Origin of the sequence: Muricoprocola aceti, from assembly GCF_025567005.1 — a bacterium.
Lineage (GTDB): Bacteria > Bacillota > Clostridia > Lachnospirales > Lachnospiraceae > Marvinbryantia > Marvinbryantia aceti.
Genome location: NZ_JAOQKE010000002.1, coordinates 223,854 through 243,530, shown reverse-complemented (window position 1 = coordinate 243,530; position 19,677 = coordinate 223,854). Strand labels below are relative to the sequence as shown.

Below are 19,677 nucleotides of genomic sequence, written 5' to 3'. Positions count from 1 at the left end.
GTTCCCACCTCTACAATCTGTTTTTTATTTTTTTGTAGATACCCCAGGTAAACAACGCTGAAAAACATAAACTGCAACCGAGAGCAGTAAGAAAGTACTGTATATCCGTCGAAAACCGATTCAAGGTCGGATATATCAGCATTGCATTGAACCAGCCTTTTCCACTGTATTCCATTAATATCTGTTGTATTAAAACAGGTGTGATTAATACGAGCATTTTATTAGAAACAAACATAGACAGAAATGAAGCTGCCAATGACAAGACCCCTGCAAGCATCCCCATTTGCAATGCGAATAAAAAAACATAAGGCCAGTAGTGTTCTCCAGCAATCAGGGAACCGTACATTCCTTCCATAAAAAAAGCATCCTGTAATCCCTCTGAAGTCCAAGGTATCTTTAACCGTATAGACGCAACAAACAGAAGGCTTCCCAAAACCATAGTAATCACGGACGATCCATAAACAACCACTGCCTTGGATACCACATATTTCCATGTATTTCCTCTGTTAATGCTGTATCTGGCATATTTATGCTCCAAATCCTCACAAAACACAGTTGCATAAGAAAATGCGCAAAAAGCATAGGCAATCATAATCCCAGACATACTAACAGCGAAATGGTATGTATCTAGCGCATTTCCATTTACCATTCCCTCAGTAAACGCATAATCTTCAAGTGAAAACCATATGGATACCGCAACACCCACAATGGCTAAATATATTGGATAATTTTTTATCAGACGACGGATATCCGTTTTTAAATAATGTGCTCTATTCATCCGTTTCTCTCCTTTTTGTAAACAGCTCTTTTTCCACAGAAAAAAATAAATATACAAATACCTGCAGCAAAGCCACTTACATTTATCAGGAATAACATCCTTTTTTTTCTTTGTTTCTCTTTCTTTTTAATCAGCTCTTTGCTTGTTTCGAGAATTGTATCCAATTTGTCATAGGGAATCTTCATATCCCTGATCTTTCTGTATATTTCTTTCTCACACTCATTCGGGGCATTCTCTATACATTTATTGAGCCTTCTTCGTTCTTCTACAATTGAATAAGGAATTGTGGATCTATTCATAAAACATCCCTTTCGCTAATCTTTTATTGCAAGAATATTTCCTTTCCTGTTTCCGCATTAATTAATGTTACAGATTTACTTATATTATTTTCGACTACTTCAAAATACCAGATAGGATCTGCCTTATATTTTTGTCCCTCATCCAGATATACCCTCTCATAAAATTTTGCTCTCGTCACTTCATAATCCGCATCGTTTAAAATATTCTCAAATTTTTCCTCAACCACAGCAGCAATATCCTCGAAAGGCTTCAGCGTAACTTGTTGTTTTCCCTTTTCAAATTCATAAACGCCGCTGATGTTCAGCGTTTCTATTCCCCGGGTAGAATATATTGCCTGAATCGGGGCATTATCCGGAGTATCATATGCCATAACTCTGGCAATACTCATCATTTCATGAAAAATAGGAATGTCTTCATATTTTTGATACCCATAAATAGAATACGCATCATCTTCCTGACTCCAGCTTTCCTTTCTTTTTTCTTCTGTTAAAAGACCTTCCTGTAAATATTGTTCTTCCAAATTTTTCATTGTCTGAAAATTTAAGGGGTAACAAGCAAATATAAAGTCTTCTGAATGGTATCCCAATTCATCTATTATTTTTTGTAATTCTGTAATACATTCTTCGCCGCTTTTAAAAGAAACTTCCGTTTCTTCAAATACAGCTTGATTGTCTGGATTAGTTACGCCGATATATGAATAATATTTGGAATTACTGCTTCCGTAAGTAATTCCTTCATTTATATCAAGACTTTCATCATTTGCAAATAGATAATAGTCTTCTGGTGCCCTCCCTTCATCTACCGGAGTTTCTGGTTTTTCAATTATTTCTTTTCCTTCACCGAATATAGTCCATGCTTTTTCTCTGTCACATCTATACAGTCCCTTTACATCAACTGTGCTTATGGCTTGTCCTTTTATATTTTCCGGCACTTCTAGCTCACAATTAAATTTTACCTTCCCTGAATCAGAGGTTTTTTCATACTTCTCCGGGAAACTATATTCTGCTTCTTCCATTGAAACTATTTCTTCCCCTGCTTTTTCTTTGACATCTACAGAACTCTTGTTACATCCAGCCAAAACCGAACATGCACATAATATCAGACTAAAACCTCTTATTTTTTTCATCATATTTTTCCTCCTATAATTCAGCTAAGGGATACAGTATGTGTATCCCCTATCCATTGGCTTACCCCTTCCTTTGAAGTGATTGAATTGTAGCATATAATTATTGATTATTTATTCGATTGTAAAAATTCGCCCACGACTTTGTCAAAATTAGACTTTTTGTTCAAGTAAAAAAAGAGACCCCTAACGAGTCTCTTAGTTTTTGATTTGCGACATATATAAAAGAACCTGAACACAGAATCTATTAGATGTATAATCTATTTTTATTTCTCCTCCATTGGCAATGACCGCCTTTTTTACATTTTCTAATCCAATACCATGTATTGCAAGTTCTGGCTGAGTTGTCTGCAGTCCATTTCTCTTTTCAAGGATTTTTCCTGAATAGCTGTTATCTATAAAGATTAATAACACCTCTTGTTTTATTTGCATTTTTATAGTTAGTAACTTTTCCTTCGATTTACTGGCCTCTCTTACTGCATTATCTACCAGATTCCCCAAAATCACGCAAATATTAAAATTATTAAAATATAGATCTTCCGGAATATTTATTTGAACATCTACCTGATTCAGCGTCTTGTTTGCTTTCTGCAGCATATAATTTAATACTCCGTCTATTTCCTGATTACCTGTAGTTGAATATTCTTTTGGATTTAGCATAAAATCCTTCATACCGCTTAAATATTTTATCATGTCGTCATTATTATTTTTTTTAGCCATTGCAGACAACTCAATGATATGATGTTTTATATCATGCCTCAATGCTTTCACCCGTTCTTCCGATTCTCTGGCTATATCTAATTGATAAGAATAAACTTCTAACATCTGTTTAAACACCTGCTCATTCATACGGGCAGAATAAAATTTAAGGAGTGAATGATACAGATAAAAAATAAGAATATTAATAAAAAGAAGCACCAGTGCTGCAAAAATAACAATTTCTTTTATTTCATGCGCAACAATAATCAGATAATATATATATACAATACTGACAACAGGAACCATTAAAAGCGCAGCCATATTTAATGCCGGTAATGTAATTTCTTTTTCGGGTTCTATTGTCCTCTGGATAATAATTGCAATAAATAATAAAGCAAAGCTGGTGATACATTCATATACCTGATTCACCGGCTGTCCCATCGTATATTTTGTTAAAGATAAAATGACAATGCTGTCAACCAAAGCATTAATCACATATATAATAAATACAGCCAAACATTTCTTTGTTTTCTTTATGCGGTATGGAAAAAAAATCAAAAAAAGGCTTGTAATATTTGACAAAATATTCATAGCCGGAGAGGAAAATAGCAAGCTTATCGCACTTGTCCATGCCCAGCCTATAATATATAAAATAGAGACATGCTTCCATCTACTCTCTTCTTTTTGCACAAAAATACCAACAAAATACTTCAATGTGTAAAAACGTAATGCATTTGCCAGTAACGCTATAATACCATTAAATATTTTTAAACTCATCTGCAGCACTCTCCAAAATCTTTCTTCGTACATCTGCACGATTAATTTTACTTATATTTAGTACATCTCCATTCAGCATTTTTACCCACTCGTATGTAAATTCCTTTACATAATTTTTATTTACTAAATACGATTTATGTATTCTTAAAAAAACATTTTCTGGAATTCGTTTTTCAATCTCATTCAATTTTCCATAAAATGTTCTGATCTCTTTTTTCATCACAATATTAATTTTTCTTCCAGTACTTTGAAAATACAAAATATCTTTATACGAAATGCGATATGTACTATTTTGAGTTTGGAACTCAAATCCCACACTATTTTTTCCCGATATACGATAAATATTATCCAAAACATGATATATCTTCGCCGCTTCTATGGGCTTTACCAAAAAATCAAACGGGCGATTTTGAAAAAGCTGTAATGCATAATTTTCCTTTGAAGATATATATATCAAAAATATATTCTCTTCTTCAAGAACCTCTCTTATATATTTGCCTACCATAACTCCATCTTTCCCTGGCAATTCTATATCCAGAAAAAGAATGTTTATTTTCTCTCTTTTCAAATAATCCAACAAAGTATCTCCAGAATAAAAAACTTCTGTCACAAGTGAAACGCTCTTCTCTTTCGCATATTTCAGTATAATCTCTTCTAGCTCGGAACATGTGCTTTTTTCATCATCGCAAATTACAGTCTTCATTATTTTTCCCTCCTGAAAGTATAATACTCTCTCGGTATCATTCATGCAAGTCATTTCCTTTTTAACCTTCATCCAAAGCTGTCTTTAGATATTTATAGTATATTTTAAGCAAAATCATTGTCAAATAGATGTCTAAAATCAAATAAAATTGCTGAATTTTTTGATCCATCTTTTCAAATTCCTACTTTGTCACATTCTATTATTTCGGAGTCTGGTTAAATAAAATTTTTCCGAAAATAATTTCTGAGCAACATCATTCCTACATTAATAAATCCAAATAGCAAGATCAAATTCACAGGTAGATATTCTCTGATTACATCTCCAAGTACTGCAATCCCCGAAAGACTTCCCAGCAAAAACATCTGTGAAATTTCATCCCACATTTTTTTGTATCTTTTTATTACTTTCACGATTGTTACCATAACGATTGCCAATATAAAAAGCACAGCTACAATCGCCAGAATCCTAATAATCCATGCTTCTCCGCCTATATATGCTATTTTCTGGTTGAATCCGTTATCATAGGTTGGATGTACCAACCATTCACAAAATCGAACATACCACATGAATGGAGTCCTGAAAAAATCTATAAAGTCATTCTGAAAAGCACCATTCTGTACGATTGCAAACAGGATTACTGTAATGTATCCCATTCCCCAGAAATATTCTATATCCCTCATTTTTTCAGTTCTTGCCTTTACTTCTTTTTTTGCTTTGCGGATTTCCAACTCTGCACTTTTCTTTTCGTTACGGGCTTTGGCTTCTGCCTGTTCCATCTTTTTCTCTGCTTCTTTCTGTTTCTTCTGTGCTTCATCTACTGCTTCAACAGATGATTTATTCACCTGTATCTGCAGTTTAGAGTTCTGGTTCCGAACGTCTCTTATTTCTTCTTCGAGCTGCTCTTGCTCGCTCCTGCTCTTCAAACCATTCCTGTTCCTCAGATCGTCGTTGCTCTGCTGAAGCCATTGATTCAGCTTCTGCGTTTCGGACAATTCGATTGTCAGACGCTGAATTTCTACGGTTGATTTCCGAACTTCTTCTCGCAATCTCTGCCTGTCGGATAAGATCTTCTGTTTCTCTTCTTCCAGTGTCTGTATCTGCTTTTTCTGTGTTCGCATGAACTCTTTCGCTCTCTCGAAACTCTGTACGAGAATATCCCTCTCCACTTTGAGCTTGATCGGTGATTCCTCTGGCATCTGCAATGGCTGCGTCAAGCTCTCTGTAATAGTTTCTGAGTTCTTCGTCTGCTCTGCTGTCTCTGTCGAATGCAACTCTGGATTTTTCCCTATTTCCATTAAATTCATTCTCCAATCCCTCCTTACTGATATCCAGATGAAATGTTTTTGACAGATTGCTGTCTCGCACTTTCTTTCCATCCTGATTCTGAAAAGTAATGTGCTTCCGTTTCTCTGTCCAGTTTACATTCCATCCAAACTGTTTCATTTTTTCTATAAACTTTTCTTTGCTGATACAATTTTCCAGTGCCTTTAATACCGCCATTGCACAGTCCGCTACAAAACTGTCCTTTACCTGTTGACGGAACAGGTTATATTTATCTTTACTCCATGCAATGACTTCCCCTTTTTCAATCTGGCTTCCATCAAAGTGCTTTCCTTTCTCGACAACTGTCAGTCCACGTTCTCGGCACATCTGATTGGTAAGCTGTTTCATACGTTCCAGATCCTTTTTGGTGTTATGCAGTTTTCTTCCATCTTCATAACTCACTGAATTAGTAACCAGATGGCAGTGGATATGATCTTTATCCTTATGCACAGCCATTAAGGTCTGGAATCCACTGAACCAATTTTCTGCAAATTCTTTTCCAAATTCTAATGCCTGCTCTGGAGTAATCTGCTCGTCCTTATGCCAGGAAATAATGTTGTGAGCGTACATTCTCCCAGAATCTTTATCCCACATCTTCTTTTCTTCTAAAAAGGTTCTATACACTAGATCATAGTTGATCTCATCATGGCAGTACGGACCTGTTACATAAGTAAGCAGTTCACTTGTCTTGTCCTGTCGCAAAACATATTCGATACAATTTCTCATTGCTCCATGTGTATTTGTCCGCTTATTAATCGTCTTATTAATAGCCATATCTTTTCACTCTCCTTCCTGTATTTGAGAATATTTTTGTTGAGATAATACAGAATATCTTCCCTTGGCATAAAACCATCCGTATTCATTTTTCTTGCAATCTGATTCAAATTCGTAGCTGCACCACGAAGCTGACTAAGTATCTCTGAAAGAATCTGATTCAGCTTTTTCAGTTCTTCCACTTCCTCTGCAGAAGCAATTTTTAAACCTGCTATTGCATGAATTACAACCGCCTGCTGAGTCTGTCCAGACTCCTTTACTTTATTTTGGAGCAGATCATACTCTTCTTTATTCATTCGTATCGTTATTGTATAATTTCGTTTTCGCATAAATCTTTGTCTCCTTTCTCCACTCTATCTTTTTTATAAATCATTCATAACCTTTCCGGCTGGTAGATTAGCAGGGGATATATAAGGGAGTGCAACGCTCCCTTATACAGGTGCAGGACAGCGTCCTAGTCAATCAGTAAGTGTTCCGTAGGAATGTCCGGTGGACATTTCGCAGGAATACTTACGCCATTGACGTGCCGGGGTTCCAGGGGCAGAGCCTTCTGGCAAGTTTAGGAACAGCCCAAAGGCTGGCTCCGGTGCAGAGTGGCTTGCCACTTTGCGAAACTTGCCCTGTCATCTCCCCACCACTGAACCGACACCCACCAAGCCATATTTTCCACCCTACGTTATCAGATCAAACTGGAGATGACGGTGGTTTTGTGGTGCAGGGACAGACTGTGGAAGAAAGAGAAAAGCTCCCATTTCGATAGATTTTCTCTTTCTGAAACAGGCTGTTCATGCATCACTCCGATGCAAAGAATCGGACAATCATGTGCCGTATCCGGCACTCTATTCTTTTCTTCGCCTTGCTTGTTCAATCCACCCACCTGCCAACGCTTTTCTGTTATATTATCCTGTTATTTCTGTCTTTCTTTTTCTGGATCTCTTTCCATTTCTGCTAAAAGACATAAAAATAGCAGTCATAAACATTTCTCCAATTCATAATGTCTGAAATGTCACCACTGCCATTGTCTTTTTCTGCTATGCTGTTTTTTTAAAGCTATTCCTTACTGTCAGTCTGTTTTCCTGTTACTGCTATTTCATAACCATCTAAAAACTGTCTGCAAAATCCAGTGCTGCATCCATATCAGCTTCTTTCTCCCAGTCCAGATTATCTTCTGCGATCTCTTCATCCGTTTTCTCCATTGTTAGTGTTCTGTCCGGCAGATTAATTTCTCCTACCGATTCTTTTACAAACGGTACAAGCATTTCCATCAGATTCTTCGCTATAGCCATCGGGACGGATTCTTTCACTCCATCCCGGACAGCTGTTTCCACTCTTTCCAGAAATGCATCTTCCTTTTCTCTGGTTTCCAGATACGGATCTGCTTCATTCCTGTACTCTCTGGAAAAATAATCGTTTAAAGCAACTACAACTGCTCTGGTGTACGATTTATATTTTTTCCTGTCCATCGTCTGCAAATATTCCCATGCCTGCCTGTCCTGTTCATCACAAAGGTTCAAACGGATATTTGTATTGATGATTTTCCGTTCTTTTCTCATACAAGCATCCCTCCGTTTCTCTGGATCTTCCTTACGGTCATTGCTTCATAGCCTTTCGCTGTGGCACAGATGTCCCGTACAATCGTTACCCGGCTCTTGTCATATTCTCCAAAATTCTGGATCATACAACCGCCACCGCCGACCACATACAGACGCATCAGTTCTGGATTATATTCCCGTTCTCTCAGCTTATGGAAGATTTCTTTTGTATAATCTCCGGCAGCTTTACGAATGACTGTCAGATATTTCTCACCAATATCTGCTGTCCCGGTACGGATCACCTGCTCAATCACCAGATCGTCCACCACTGTTCCCAGTTCTTTCAACAAGGATTCCCTTACAGTAAGCACACACTGATGCGTTCCATATTTCTCTGTAAAGCATTTCTTCTCTAATGGACGGGAATTGTTGATATACATGATGTTCATAGTTCCGTTTCCAATATCCACAAGCATGTTGATTCCTTTGAAATCCTGTAAGCGGTAAAAGGCTGCTGCAAATCCCTGTGGGTAAATATCAGCACCTGCAAACTCTACATGATACTCTTTATTGCGGAATATAAAATCCACGCTTTCATTCTGGAGGAGATATTTCTGGAAATCTTCTTTCTGTGTAGCTACCCAGGTAAGCGGAAGTCCGGCTGCAATGTGTACCTTTGCCCGATTCATTCCTTTCCCATCAAGTTCTCTTGCGATAGCCGCCAGTGTCAGCACATAATAGTCCTCGTCCTGCGTTTTCTCTGCACAGAACTCCTTGTGTTCCTCTCCGATCTGGTAATACATACCATTGTAAACAAGAAGATTATTCTGGAAGATTGGCTCCTTGTCATATCTGGCTACACCGGATGGGAAGCATCTGGTAGCTGTTTTCATGTTTCCATAACCATGATCAATCCCGATCACCATAACTGTTTCATTTCTGTTATTTTTCATCATTCTCATAATCATACCTCACACTTTCTTAATTTTTATTTTTTTACTTTTTCCCAAATTCGGGAAAAACCTATATTTGTATCAGCTAAAACGTTGATACCTGAAAAAGGGCAATCAGTGTAAAAAAAGCAAAATTTTATGTACTCTGGCAGCTATCTTTGTTATTTCTCCTGCTCCGGTAACATTTCTTTTTGCTTATTTTGCCCTAAATGCCCTTAATTCCCTGATTCATATTTAATTGTAACTGTTTATAATCTATATCTGTTTCTTCAAAAGGTATTCTTTCTTCTGGATCTACAGGACAAAAATCTTCTTCCTTAACTGCAATATCCTGATAATAGAACTCACCATTGTACTGCTTCAGAAGGAAACCTTTATCCGTCATATTCCTGAAAAAGTTGGACTTACCATGCCCCTGTCTGCCATTCTCTTTGCAGTATTCCTCATACATATGGAACACTTCACTTCGTTTCAGACGTTTTCCTTTGGCACGCACCAATGACTCATCAATAAAAGCGCAGATACTATCTGACGTCCGTTGCACTTCTCTTACACATTCTTTGCTGTGTTCGCTCTCCGTGAACTTTCCCTGTTCGTACAGATTTTTCAATGCAATCATCGCCATATGAATTGCATAATCGGATTCTGCCTGTACCTTTTCCTTTAAGTGCAGATCTTTTTCACCACTTTTTACTACCCGGTTCATATCGAGAATCAGTAGTCTGCGATAAAAAGCGTCTGACTTATCCTCAAGATTCTGTGGCATTTCATTGGTAGAAAAAAGTAGCTTCGCATAAGAGTGAAAATGGATTGCATCCTGTCCCTTTTTCTCATAGATCAGTGTGTCCTCACCGACCGCTTTCTTTAATACATCTGTGTTCTCCATTGCTTTGCAGGGAATATCCGCACAGGCATTTAACAGCTTTCCATACATTCCAGTCGCATAGAATCGTTTATTTAAATCCTGTAAAGAAATACTGGACATATTGGTGATTCCAACTACATACTGGATCAGTGATACTGCCACAGACTTTCCAGTTCCACCATTTCCTTTCAGTGTAAGGAATTTCTGAAACTGCGTATCCTGTGTCATGCAGTATCCAAAATACTCCCAGAATGTCTGCTGTTCTTCTTTGTTAGGAAGAGACGATGCAAGATACTTTTTGATATTTTCTCCACCCTGCAACACCTGCTCCCTGTCCTCCGGATAATAGGGAAATGGTATCTGATTGATTGTCAGATAATCTGGATTGTGTTCCAGCATTTCACCCGTAACCGGATCATAATATCCATTTTTGAAATTGATCCACCTTACCGGCTGTTTATTTAATTCATAGGCTTCTCTGTGGACTTTCGGCTGTGTGATCAGCAGATTATAGATTCTTTTGATCACTCCACTCTGTACCTGGTCTCGATAGATCAGCTTCTGGATACGGTATTTCATTCTTACCCCATCATGGTCTTCCAGGAAAACACCATGCTCATAATAATACAGTGTGATTCCTACCACAAAAAACTGAACATTCTCCACAAGATAATCTACAATCTCCATATCCCGAACACCTTTCACATTTCCTTTTGCATCGAATAAGTGAAAACGGCTCAGTTCCGGTTCTTCTTTCAGATCTCGCTCAAACCGAAGAATATACTTTTCCAGTAATTTCTCAACTTCTTTCTGATTATCCAGTTTGCCAAGGTACTCCCTCTCTTTGAACAACTGCCAGCCCGCTTTTCCATCAAGACCAGCGTCTTTGAAAAATGTCTGTAACTTATCATTCATCCACTTCACCGTACAGGCAGTCACATAATGATAGGCACTCTGACAGCTTCCAGTAAACTGAATAGATCTCATTTCCTCTATAAAAGAATCTGCACTGAAATAATATCCATCATCTTCCTGCACCAAACAAAGTGCCTGATAACCTGACATCACAATATTCAATGCGATATCCTGATTGTCCACCAGAAAAATATAGGTCTGTGCCGTCCCTTCCGGATTGGTTTCCATATAATGCTTCAAAAACTTCTTGTTCAAACTTATCACTTCCTTTCAGACAAAGAAAAAGACGTAAGCCATATTATATGACTCACGCCTTACTTCGCTCACAATATTCTATTTTTATCAGTTACCTGCAAGATTGGTTACTGGCAATCTTTATACATAAATCAATTCTTTCAGGATAATCTCTTCTGCAATCGCTCTATGCTGATTGGCAGCTCTTACCCATGCCATCTGATCTTTCGCCTTATCTGGCAGTGGTTCTTTTTCTTCTAACTGCTTCAGTATCACTTCTTCCCGTTTTCTGGCTGCCTTGTCCACTTCCAGAAGATGTTCTCCAATGGTATCCTGTAAAAGCATCACCTGATACGTTGAATTTCGATGGTTTTTCAGATAATCTCTGCGTAAGAATCCATATTTGCCAAGTTGCTCCATCTGCTCACCGGATTTATAGGTGAGATTCGGGATCAGGTATCCATTTACATTTGTATAAGTCAGTTTCATATTACGATGACCTCTCTTTCGTCTACACTATTGTCTGTAACAGAACTGGCTGTTCATGTTACGTCATTGCTACAAATCTTTCTTTCCATATCATTTTGAATCCAACCCGGGCAGATTTTCTTCAAAATCATGGTGAAAGTGCTTCGTTTCTGTGTTGGGAAAATGAACGGAAACACTTGATTTTACTGACTTTCTTCAATGTAACCTTATTATAACGTCCTCCCCATACCCCACACTTGCATTTGGCCACTGCCGATACCCCGGCAGTCTCTGTGCTCCTCTCTGCAGATATGCCCGCACTTTTTCCCCATGCAGATAAGGATCATTGCCATCCACCAGTCCCCATTCCATCAACATGGCTGCTGCACCGGATACAAATGGTGTGGCAAAAGAGGTTCCCGTCACAGAAATATAGCCACCGCCGACTGCCGCTGTCTGGATGTCTACCCCAGGTGCCACCAGATCTGGTTTTACCTGAGACAAAGCAGGGAGAGGATAGGCTCCGGGTGGATTTCCCCGACCGGAAAACGAAGCGTAAATCCTGCTCCTGGAATCATATGCCCCTACTGAGATCACCTTTCTTGCGGTAGATGGCACTGTCAGCGTATTCTCCGGTATCGGCTGAAGGAAACGGGTTCCAGGATTCAGACTTCCAACAGCCGGAAGCCACAGATCCACAGTTCCCTCCGCCAGACGTTGCGGCTTTAGAATCAGTCTCCAGATGCCTGCCGTCACATAGTCTCCATCTGGTATAAAATCAAAATAAATCTCCTGCGAAATCATAAATGGCGATGGTTTTCCATAATATATCAGCAGATTGGTGGAGCTCATTCGATATCTCTGTGGTCCCAGATTTTCATACAGTGGTCCAATCTGTGTACCGTCCGGTGCCTGCAAAGAAATGTCGAACTGATCCGTATAGCTTTTCCATACCTGCACATTCAGTCCCGTCTCTCCTGCTGCCACACTGAATGGAATGACTGTATCCGTGCCCTCTTGAAGCGTACTATGCACATGTCCCGCTGCATTTCCTTCATTTCCGGTTCCCACTACAATCACAGACTTCCACCGCCCCATCATTTCATCCAGATAAGTTTCCAGAAGTCCGGTACCATTGTGTGGACCATATACCGTTCCAAAGCTGAGATTGATCACCAGCGGCATCTGCACCTCCAGTGCTTTCTGATAGGCATATTCCACGGCCATCATCAATTCCGTGGTCTTTGAAAATGTGCTTGCTGCCAGATTTCCCAATTTTACCACCAGTAGCTGCGCCTGTGGCGCCACCCCACTATTTCCTGCTGCAATGGCTGCTACTGCTGTTCCATGACCACTGAGATCTCTGATTGGGAGTGGTGTGCTACCTAATGACTCGTTTATCTCCTCCTGACCGTACTCTGTCCCCACCGTAAACCCTTTCGGCGGATTTCCATTTCCAGTCTGATCCCAGATCGCCAGTATTCTGGATGAGCCATCCGCATTTCGAAATTCCGGATGCGTATAATCAATACCAGAATCCAGCACTGCAATCAGGATTCCTTTTCCAAATAAAGAAAAACCGAAACCGGTCTGTAATGGCTCCATACAGGAAGCAAGTTTTCCCTGCTCTGTAGCAAAGTACAACCGTTTCGGTTTCTCAATATATTCTACAAATGGATCTTCACTAAATGCATCAATTGCAGCTTTCGTTCCCCTTATGATTCCATAGCCACCCGACAGCCAGGTTACTGACAATCCCTGCATCTCTGACTGGCTTCGATCCTCAGCACCCTTCCCAGCCCCTGCGTATCTTACGATTGCCTCCCACTGTCCGGTCTGACTGTCATATCCCACATCCAGATCCAGCGATTTTTCCAATTCCTCCAGCGTAGCGTCAAAAGCCAGATTAAGCTGCGTATCCAATACCTGATTATTCATAATAAGTTTCCTAAAACACTTTGTTTATTTATTATATGAAACCATTATAAATAATACAGGTATGAATCTGTCGATCGACGCCGGCTATCGGCGTCGCCTTATACTATACCGATGTCTTTATTCAGTCAGTTTGAGCCAATGGTCAGCTTCGTCTCCAATGGCTTATCCGATTTACAAGCATTACCTGATCGACCGGCTTGGTCACATAATCGTCCATGCCTGCCTCTCTGCATTTCTGTACACTGTCCAGAGAAGCCTGGGCGGTCATTGCAATGATCGGCGTATGGATATCGTACTGCTTTTCCCAGATTCGAATCTGTCTGGCTGCTTCCACTCCATCCATCACTGGCATCATAATATCCATCAGTATCGCATCAAACGTTCCAGGATCTGCAGTTTTCACCTGATCGACTGCTTCCTGTCCATTCCATGCCTGTACCACTGTTGCTCCATTTTCTTCCAGATAGAACTGGGCGATCTCCATGTTGATCTCATTGTCTTCTACAAGGAGTATATGATATCCTTTGAGACGCAGTTCCGTTTCCACCTCTGTTGTCTGCTCTGAGATAACCTGCTGCCCTTTCTGATCTATCTGAAGCGGTACCCGGAAACAGATCGTTGTTCCCTCGTCTTTCGCACTGGCAGCTTCAATGGTTCCGCCCATCAGCTCTACCAGCCGGACAACGATGGACATACCCAGTCCGGTTCCCTTATAACGGGTTCGTGCTCCTGACTGTTCCTGTGTAAATGGCTTAAACAGCTCTTCTCTCACAAATTTTTCACTCATCCCTATTCCGGTATCGATAATCTTGAATTCAAACCATGCCGTTGTGCCATCACAGGCTAATTCTTTTGCATAAGTATCAATCGTTCCACCAGGTTTGTTATACTTAATCGCATTGCTGAACAGATTCAGCATGATCTGTCTCAAATGCAGCGGACTGCCGATCAGTGCCATATGCTGCATATTCTCCCTGTGAATCCGATGAGTAATGTTGCTCTGAATCAGCTGCGCATTCACCAGAGAGGATACTTCATTCATCATTTTCTCCAGATCAAATGGAATCTGTTCCAATACTGTCTGCTCAGACTCCAGTTTACTCATATCCAACACATCATTGACCAGCTCCTGCAAATACCTGGAAGACAATTGAATCTTATCCAGACACTCTTCCAGCTTCTGTGGATCATTGCGGTACTTACGGGTAATATCTACCATTCCCATAATTCCATTGATCGGTGTACGAATATCATGGCTCATCCGATTCAGAAAGTCCGTCTTGGCCTGACTGACTGAATTTGCCTCTTCAATGGCTACCTTCAGCCTCTCTTTTTCCTCCTGATCCTTTTCATGAAATGCAGAAGTAATTTTAAACAGGATAATTCCGTGAATCACGGATTTGGCTTTCTGCGTCTGGTTGTCATACCAGGTATTTTGCGTCATGAGTACCGTCTTCTGCAGCCATATCAGCTTATCATCTTTCCCTTTTTCCTGATATTCCACCACTACCTGTTTATCACCATCTGTGAAACGTCCGATCAGCTTCTCAGAAGTATCCACGATGCGGAAATTCTCCAGGGTATCTTCTGTGATACGGGACCTTCTTTCTTCACAATATTCATTGTAGGAACACGGTACCTCCATCTCTGTCTCTATACTGCGATCCATCCCGTGAAAATAAACTGCTTCCAGCTTATCATCCGTCAGATTTACCGTATAGACCGCCTCCGCAGTTTCCAGCAACGCATCCACATACTTACCATTTTCCAAAATCGACTGTTTCATCTGATCGTAATACTGAGTCAGCTGCATTTTTTCATTCGATGCACCATTGTTCACATCATGATATACGTCAAATCCCAGGATAAAATGATGCAGCTTCTGGTCTTCCGTTTCATTTACAAATAGAATCGTGATCCGTCCATGCTGCTCCTGATCCCCAGCATGTTCCGCACCGTGATAAGTGAGTTCGATCTTTCTTTGCTGTTCGGACAGATTCTGTTTCAGACCGGACAGCTGCAGATTTTTCCAAAGCTCTTTTCTGGTTTCATGATTAGATAATTCCTGTACGATCTGCTCCACTGCGCCGGAATAACTGCCATCCTCCGCCAGGAAAAATGTGGAACTGGCGCGAAGCACGCGGTATTCATCCAGCAGCGCATCACAATAAATACAATCTGTAAACTGATAGCCTTTCCCCTTGATCTCATCCAGCAGCTGGTAATTCTGTCTCTGTACCTCCGCTGCTTCTTCCATCTTGGCACGGTTCTTATCCACATACATATTCTTATCTGCCAGTCGGAAAAGTTCCCTCATAGTAGTTCCTTCAAAATCTGTGGATAATTCATATCCCACTGCATAACTGATCGGCATCTCCGGATGCTTTTCGGAATACTTTGCGATGCTCTCTCTCACCTGTCTGAGACAGGTATTCGTTTCCTCATGATTCAATCCATGAAGCAATGCCAGAAACTCGTCACCGCCATCCCTGCCCACAAAATGCTCCTCTGGAACTGCCAGACGCAGCTGCTGTGCAAAAGAACGGATGTATTCGTCTCCTTTATCATGTCCCAGATTGTTGTTGATCGTCCGCAGATTGTTCAGATCAAAGACACAGACCGCCACTGGCGCATTCTCCGACACCGGCTCTGGTGCATTTAACAATTCTTCACATTTATTCTTATTGGGCAACCCGGTAGCCTCATCCAGATACACTTTTTTGCGCAGCGCTGCATTCTGTGCTGCATAACGCAAGGCCTTCACCAGTTCCCATCCGATAATCATCAAAAGACCCACAATATCTGCCACGACGATATTCTCCAGATGACTCAGATCCGTAGCTTTCTTCTGAGAATACTTCTCTGCAAAACCGGTAGCCTCATCACAGGTATTAAAGAACGTTTCACTCTTCTCAATGATCTGTGTATGCTCGTATCCCTGCTCTCTTACTTTCTGGATTTCTTTTTTCAGTTCTTCAAACTGACCGGCCAGATCGGTCATTTTATTCTGGAAATACGTATCATTTAACCGTACCAGATCCAGATCCCTGCTGCCATAACGAAGTCCTTCGATAAATGCATCAATATCTGCTATCATGCCATCCTGTGGCTGCCCGGCATCCTCCAGCTTGATAATCCTCTGGGTCTTGCCACGCACCAGCCCGGCATAATTCACTACCCGGGCCGTTCCCTGGATCCTGCTCACCAGAGACATGATACCGAAAAATAATATAATCAGAACACAGGTCAGTATCATCAGCGCTGCCCGTGAAATATAAGTTAGCTTCTTGCTGTTTTTCATAATTCCGTCACTTATTCTTTTATCATTTTTTCTATCACACATGTATGCTGCTTACTATCCCGGTCATAGGTAATACCTGCCAGCAAAAGATTTCCATGATAGTCCCTCAAAGCATCTGTATACTGCTTTTCTTTGATCTGTGCAATCGCTCCCTGCACATTCTTATTCCACTTTAATTCCATAATGACTGCCGGTTTATCCTGATGATATGGTCTTGGGATAAAAACAATATCTGCAAATCCCTTTCCTGCCGGCAGTTCACGTACAACGGCATAATACTCTCGAGCAAAATAAAACGCAAACTGAATAGTGCAGCTCAGAGAATTTTCATCATTATAAGTCAAAATAGAAATCTCTTTATGTGCTCTGTCAATTCCTTTCGCAACCTTTTCCGCATCCATCTCCCATAATGCTTCCAGTAATTTTTTCGACATCTCTACTGAAGATGTCACTTCATTCCAATCCATAGTACTGATTGCATTCAGATACTCCTGTGCCACTTCTTTGTTTGGAATTCGCACCTTTTTTGTATCCACATTATAGGTTAAATATCCAAGATGCAGTAACAGCGTTAATACATCATCCTTCGTTGCAAATGTAACCATATCATTGGTAAATGTCCCGGTATTTATTTCTATCTCTTCTCCTGCCAGCATCTTTACAACCGCATCTTTCAGTCCATCCATGTTCATCTGAATATATACTTTTAATGCTTCATATGTCTCGGTCTGATTCCAGTAAGTTCCAAACTTATGCCGCATCATGGCTTCCACCACCGATTTAGGACTGTACATTTCATAATGTCGATCTCCAAAGCGGCTATGCACCGTCATGCTGTATCCATCATACCATGCTTTGGTCTCATCAAAATCCATCACATATTCCCGGCAAAGGTTCTTTACTTCCTCTTCTGTAAAACCAAAATATTCTGCAAGATTTCCTGGATCAGCCATAGAATATTCTGTAAACATATTTAAAGCTGAATGGGAACCATACTTCTTAATTGGCAAAATTCCAGTCATATAAGCCAAAGCCACATATTCCTGGTCTTTCAGCCACATACGCAAAAAATCAAGATATTTTTTCTGGGATTCCGTATCATTCTGATACTCCCGGAAAATACAGTCCCATTCATCAATCAGGATCACAAATGCATGTCCGGTCTCTGCGTAGACATCTTTCATTGTAAAAGTCACACCATCATCCTGTACATTATTCGGATATTTTCTTTTTAATTCACTAAGCAGTCTGCTTTGTAATGTCTTCAGCATTTCCTCCATAGATCCTGCAGCACTTAAAAATTCCTGCATATTAATTTTCAGGACTTCATACTTGTTCCTGTATCTTTGATAGGATTCTGCCTGCGCAATCTGTAAATCATCAAACAAATCTGATGTATCTTTTTTACAGTCATAGTAAGCCGCCAGCATATCTGCAGCCATGGATTTTCCAAATCTTCTCGGACGGCTTACGCACAGAAATCTCTGTATCGTATTAACATGACGATTTGTTTCTTCTATCAATCTGCTTTTATCTATAAATATCTCAGAATTTCGTGCCATTTGAAATGCACCTGTCCCCGGATTCAGATAACTTCCCATATATGCCTCCATTCCATCACAACATAACTGGCTTTTTTATAGGATAGCATAAAAAAAAGCCAGTGAACAGTGGATTTTCCTGTCTTTTTATGCTATGATTTAAATATTTATGTAGACTTTTAAAAAGAAGCAGAAAGTGTGCAGTTATGAAAAAGAAATGTACAAAATCAAGCGGTTTTACGCTTGCAGAATTATTGATTGTCGTAGCAATCATCGCAGTACTGGTCGCCATCTCTATTCCAATCTTCACTTCTCAACTGGAAAAAGCCCGAGAAGCAACCGACCTGTCCGATGTCCGGTCAGCCTATGCTGAAGTCATGATGGCAGCCATCTCCGATGACACAACCGCAACCTATTCCAAAGATCCGAATCAGACAATCCACAAGTCCAACGGTCTTTACTCTGTAACAGTTTCTCCACTTCACCAGGAACAGGATAACTGGCAGGGTAACATGGATCTGAACGTAGGAGGTGTATCTTCCAAAGACACCACGCACTGGATCGGCACACCAAAGGCAACTGGAAGCTGTGAGGTAAGCTATAATCCGCAGGGCGATTCCGTAGTGTTAAACTGGAGTGGAAAAAGTACTGGCGGTGGTAACACAGGTGGAGGCGGAACCGTCACACCAGGTGGCAGTACTACTGGCGGTGGAAGTACACCAGCGCCAACCCCTGGAACGGGTGGCGGAACAAGCGGTGGAGATACTAATCAAGGGAATAGTGGTTCGGGAAGCACCGAAACACCATCTACTGAACCAGGGAATAATACTCCTGATACAAAACCAACAGAAAAACCATCTGAAACAAAGCCAAGTGAGTCGGAAAAAGATGACAGCGCCAAGGATGATGTAAATTCTATTTTAACAGATTTGAACAGTGGTGATTGGCCACCAGATACACCAAATACTACTTGTACTATTACCTTAAAAAAAGGACAAATAGTTTCCCATAATGGTTCTTATTACGTTTGGGTAGATAATGATTATTCTGCACCATTATTTCGAAATAATAATTATAACCATATATATTATGTTCCATCAGATAATAATATATTTAATCAACGTTTTATACCTATTAATGATAGTGTTCTCCATACTTCAACCACTGTTATGGATTGGAAAACGAAAGTTACAGGTGTAAGGCGCGGAGATTTTTACAGAGATAAAGATGGTAATTTATATATGTGTAATGCTTCCTGGTCTGACTCATATGTTGTTCCACCTTTAGAAGGTGATCAAACTTGGATAAAAATTCTGCCTGAGCAGCCTAAAAACTGGTATTCATACACAGATCTTGATCCAAATGCCTAAAGCACAAGCCACCTCTAAAAATGACATAGAAAACCTCGATAGGTTCCGCTATCGGGGTTTTTGTTTTTCTTCCATATGTATCA

The 19,677-nt window shown here is 40.2% G+C and carries 16 protein-coding genes; 1 reads left to right on the top strand and 15 read right to left on the bottom strand.

What is annotated here, in order from left to right:
* Positions 1-10: 10 nt before the first annotated feature.
* The 15 genes from OCV47_RS03300 to OCV47_RS03230 form a co-directional block, all read right to left on the bottom strand.
* On the bottom strand, positions 11-778 hold the full coding sequence (locus OCV47_RS03300) for a hypothetical protein (protein ID WP_262653706.1): 768 nt from the start codon (positions 776-778) through the stop codon (positions 11-13).
* Positions 775-1,077 carry a hypothetical protein gene (locus tag OCV47_RS03295; RefSeq protein WP_262653705.1) on the bottom strand — a complete coding sequence of 101 codons (303 nt, stop codon included), beginning with the start codon at positions 1,075-1,077 and terminating at the stop codon, positions 775-777. The genes OCV47_RS03300 and OCV47_RS03295 overlap by 4 nt, the downstream gene beginning before the upstream one ends.
* A gap of 23 nt (positions 1,078-1,100) precedes the next feature.
* Positions 1,101-2,207: a hypothetical protein gene (locus OCV47_RS03290; protein WP_262653704.1), complete on the bottom strand. Its 1,107-nt coding sequence runs from the start codon at positions 2,205-2,207 to the stop codon at positions 1,101-1,103.
* Positions 2,208-2,399: 192 nt separating this feature from the next.
* On the bottom strand, positions 2,400-3,677 hold the full coding sequence (locus OCV47_RS03285; protein WP_262653703.1) for a sensor histidine kinase: 1,278 nt from the start codon (positions 3,675-3,677) through the stop codon (positions 2,400-2,402).
* A complete protein-coding gene (locus OCV47_RS03280; RefSeq protein ID WP_070088796.1) occupies positions 3,658-4,380 on the bottom strand; it encodes a LytR/AlgR family response regulator transcription factor in 723 nt (240 codons plus the stop codon). Before OCV47_RS03280 ends, OCV47_RS03285 begins: the two co-directional genes overlap by 20 nt.
* A 215-nt stretch (positions 4,381-4,595) precedes the next feature.
* On the bottom strand, positions 4,596-5,222 hold the full coding sequence (locus tag OCV47_RS03275; protein ID WP_262653701.1) for a DUF6040 family protein: 627 nt from the start codon (positions 5,220-5,222) through the stop codon (positions 4,596-4,598).
* 13 nt (positions 5,223-5,235) lie between these two features.
* Positions 5,236-6,477 (bottom strand): relaxase/mobilization nuclease domain-containing protein, encoded by a 1,242-nt coding sequence (locus OCV47_RS03270; protein WP_262653699.1) that lies wholly within the window; start codon positions 6,475-6,477, stop codon positions 5,236-5,238.
* Positions 6,426-6,806, bottom strand: a complete 381-nt coding sequence (locus OCV47_RS03265) for a MobC family plasmid mobilization relaxosome protein (RefSeq protein WP_262653697.1) — start codon at positions 6,804-6,806, stop codon at positions 6,426-6,428. The genes OCV47_RS03270 and OCV47_RS03265 overlap by 52 nt, the downstream gene beginning before the upstream one ends.
* Positions 6,807-7,577: 771 nt before the next feature.
* Complete coding sequence (locus OCV47_RS03260) at positions 7,578-8,030, bottom strand: hypothetical protein (protein WP_055146809.1); 453 nt, start codon at positions 8,028-8,030, stop codon at positions 7,578-7,580.
* The gene (locus OCV47_RS03255) at positions 8,027-8,971 is read right to left on the bottom strand and encodes a ParM/StbA family protein (RefSeq protein WP_262653693.1); all 945 of its coding nucleotides are present in this window, start codon (positions 8,969-8,971) and stop codon (positions 8,027-8,029) included. Before OCV47_RS03255 ends, OCV47_RS03260 begins: the two co-directional genes overlap by 4 nt.
* 196 nt (positions 8,972-9,167) lie before the next feature.
* The gene (locus OCV47_RS03250) at positions 9,168-11,006 is read right to left on the bottom strand and encodes a DNA primase family protein (protein WP_262653690.1); all 1,839 of its coding nucleotides are present in this window, start codon (positions 11,004-11,006) and stop codon (positions 9,168-9,170) included.
* Positions 11,007-11,117: 111 nt separating this feature from the next.
* Complete coding sequence (locus tag OCV47_RS03245) at positions 11,118-11,465, bottom strand: TnpV protein (protein ID WP_262653689.1); 348 nt, start codon at positions 11,463-11,465, stop codon at positions 11,118-11,120.
* Between the two features lie 195 nt (positions 11,466-11,660).
* Positions 11,661-13,382: a S8 family peptidase gene (locus OCV47_RS03240; RefSeq protein WP_262653687.1), complete on the bottom strand. Its 1,722-nt coding sequence runs from the start codon at positions 13,380-13,382 to the stop codon at positions 11,661-11,663.
* A 142-nt stretch (positions 13,383-13,524) separates the two neighbouring features.
* The gene (locus tag OCV47_RS03235) at positions 13,525-16,725 is read right to left on the bottom strand and encodes a response regulator (protein WP_262653685.1); all 3,201 of its coding nucleotides are present in this window, start codon (positions 16,723-16,725) and stop codon (positions 13,525-13,527) included.
* The gene (locus OCV47_RS03230) at positions 16,695-18,284 is read right to left on the bottom strand and encodes an ATP-binding protein (RefSeq protein WP_262653684.1); all 1,590 of its coding nucleotides are present in this window, start codon (positions 18,282-18,284) and stop codon (positions 16,695-16,697) included. The genes OCV47_RS03235 and OCV47_RS03230 overlap by 31 nt, the downstream gene beginning before the upstream one ends.
* A gap of 146 nt (positions 18,285-18,430) precedes the next feature.
* Here OCV47_RS03230 and OCV47_RS03225 point away from each other — a divergent pair, with 146 nt between their 5' ends.
* Positions 18,431-19,594 (top strand): type IV pilin protein, encoded by a 1,164-nt coding sequence (locus tag OCV47_RS03225; protein ID WP_262653682.1) that lies wholly within the window; start codon positions 18,431-18,433, stop codon positions 19,592-19,594.
* Positions 19,595-19,677: the final 83 nt, after the last annotated feature.

Coding starts and splice junctions, on each gene's coding strand:
- OCV47_RS03270 (WP_262653699.1), bottom strand. CDS start 6,477: ATGGCTATTAATAAGACGATTAATAAGCGGACAAATACACATGGAGCA.
- OCV47_RS03235 (WP_262653685.1), bottom strand. CDS start 16,725: ATGTGTGATAGAAAAAATGATAAAAGAATAAGTGACGGAATTATGAAA.
- OCV47_RS03265 (WP_262653697.1), bottom strand. CDS start 6,806: ATGCGAAAACGAAATTATACAATAACGATACGAATGAATAAAGAAGAG.
- OCV47_RS03245 (WP_262653689.1), bottom strand. CDS start 11,465: ATGAAACTGACTTATACAAATGTAAATGGATACCTGATCCCGAATCTC.
- OCV47_RS03300 (WP_262653706.1), bottom strand. CDS start 778: ATGAATAGAGCACATTATTTAAAAACGGATATCCGTCGTCTGATAAAA.
- OCV47_RS03240 (WP_262653687.1), bottom strand. CDS start 13,382: ATGAATAATCAGGTATTGGATACGCAGCTTAATCTGGCTTTTGACGCT.
- OCV47_RS03260 (WP_055146809.1), bottom strand. CDS start 8,030: ATGAGAAAAGAACGGAAAATCATCAATACAAATATCCGTTTGAACCTT.
- OCV47_RS03225 (WP_262653682.1), top strand. CDS start 18,431: ATGAAAAAGAAATGTACAAAATCAAGCGGTTTTACGCTTGCAGAATTA.
- OCV47_RS03285 (WP_262653703.1), bottom strand. CDS start 3,677: ATGAGTTTAAAAATATTTAATGGTATTATAGCGTTACTGGCAAATGCA.
- OCV47_RS03255 (WP_262653693.1), bottom strand. CDS start 8,971: ATGAGAATGATGAAAAATAACAGAAATGAAACAGTTATGGTGATCGGG.
- OCV47_RS03230 (WP_262653684.1), bottom strand. CDS start 18,284: ATGGGAAGTTATCTGAATCCGGGGACAGGTGCATTTCAAATGGCACGA.
- OCV47_RS03295 (WP_262653705.1), bottom strand. CDS start 1,077: ATGAATAGATCCACAATTCCTTATTCAATTGTAGAAGAACGAAGAAGG.
- OCV47_RS03290 (WP_262653704.1), bottom strand. CDS start 2,207: ATGATGAAAAAAATAAGAGGTTTTAGTCTGATATTATGTGCATGTTCG.
- OCV47_RS03280 (WP_070088796.1), bottom strand. CDS start 4,380: ATGAAGACTGTAATTTGCGATGATGAAAAAAGCACATGTTCCGAGCTA.